Raw genomic sequence first — 684 nt, forward strand, 5'->3', positions numbered from 1 at the left:
TTTGTGGTCTAGCAGGTAGATACCACGTTCTGACGCGACAAGTCTGGCGGTTTCATCTGCTGGTTTTCCGGTTAGGCGACTTTTTTCTACGGGAATACCCGCCGAAGAAATCTGTTTATCTGGGAGTAGTTGCTGTAGTAACCGCTCGCCTGTGGGGGAGCGACAAATATTACCTACACACACGACAAGAATGTTCGAAAACATGTTTTGCTCCTTATAGACAACGTTTGAATGACTTGTTTGTGTTCAAACAAGCCCTTCAGAATGCTTTTTCTATGGCCAAGTCCTGACTCGAAGGACGCCTTCTGTAAGTTCATTGAAGCCAGAGATGGTAGGTACTAGCTGTGCAATAACGCGATTCCAACGACTGATAGGCGCCGCAGTGACATAAACGATGTCATACGGTTTGAGAGCAAATTCAGTACCAATAACGAGCGCTGCCGCATCGGAGACATCAAGTTGATATATGTCGCCCAGTGAACCTGCGTCTTGTGACCTCCTAATTACGAATACACCTGTCGCATCCGCTGATATCTGATTAATACCGCCAACGTTACTTAAAGCTTCCGTAAGGCTCATGCCAGCGCGATCTATTTTCAGTAGTTTAGGGTCGTTCACTTCACCCATAACGAAAACCTTTTGCGAATCATTTCTTGGCACATGGATGATATCACCTGGTTGAAG

At 46.1% G+C, this 684-nt stretch carries 1 protein-coding gene and 1 pseudogene; both read right to left on the reverse strand.

Going from position 1 to position 684, the window contains the following annotated elements; all coding sequences use genetic code 11:
• A pseudogene (locus R7R24_RS27185) lies at positions 1–204 on the reverse strand (low molecular weight phosphotyrosine protein phosphatase); the annotation flags it as partial.
• A 69-nt stretch (positions 205–273) separates the two neighbouring features.
• Positions 274–684, reverse strand: a 411-nt coding sequence (locus R7R24_RS27190) for an SLBB domain-containing protein (protein ID WP_318120195.1), incomplete at its 5' end; no start/stop codon positions are given.

This window comes from Vibrio sp. 704, assembly GCF_033339295.1.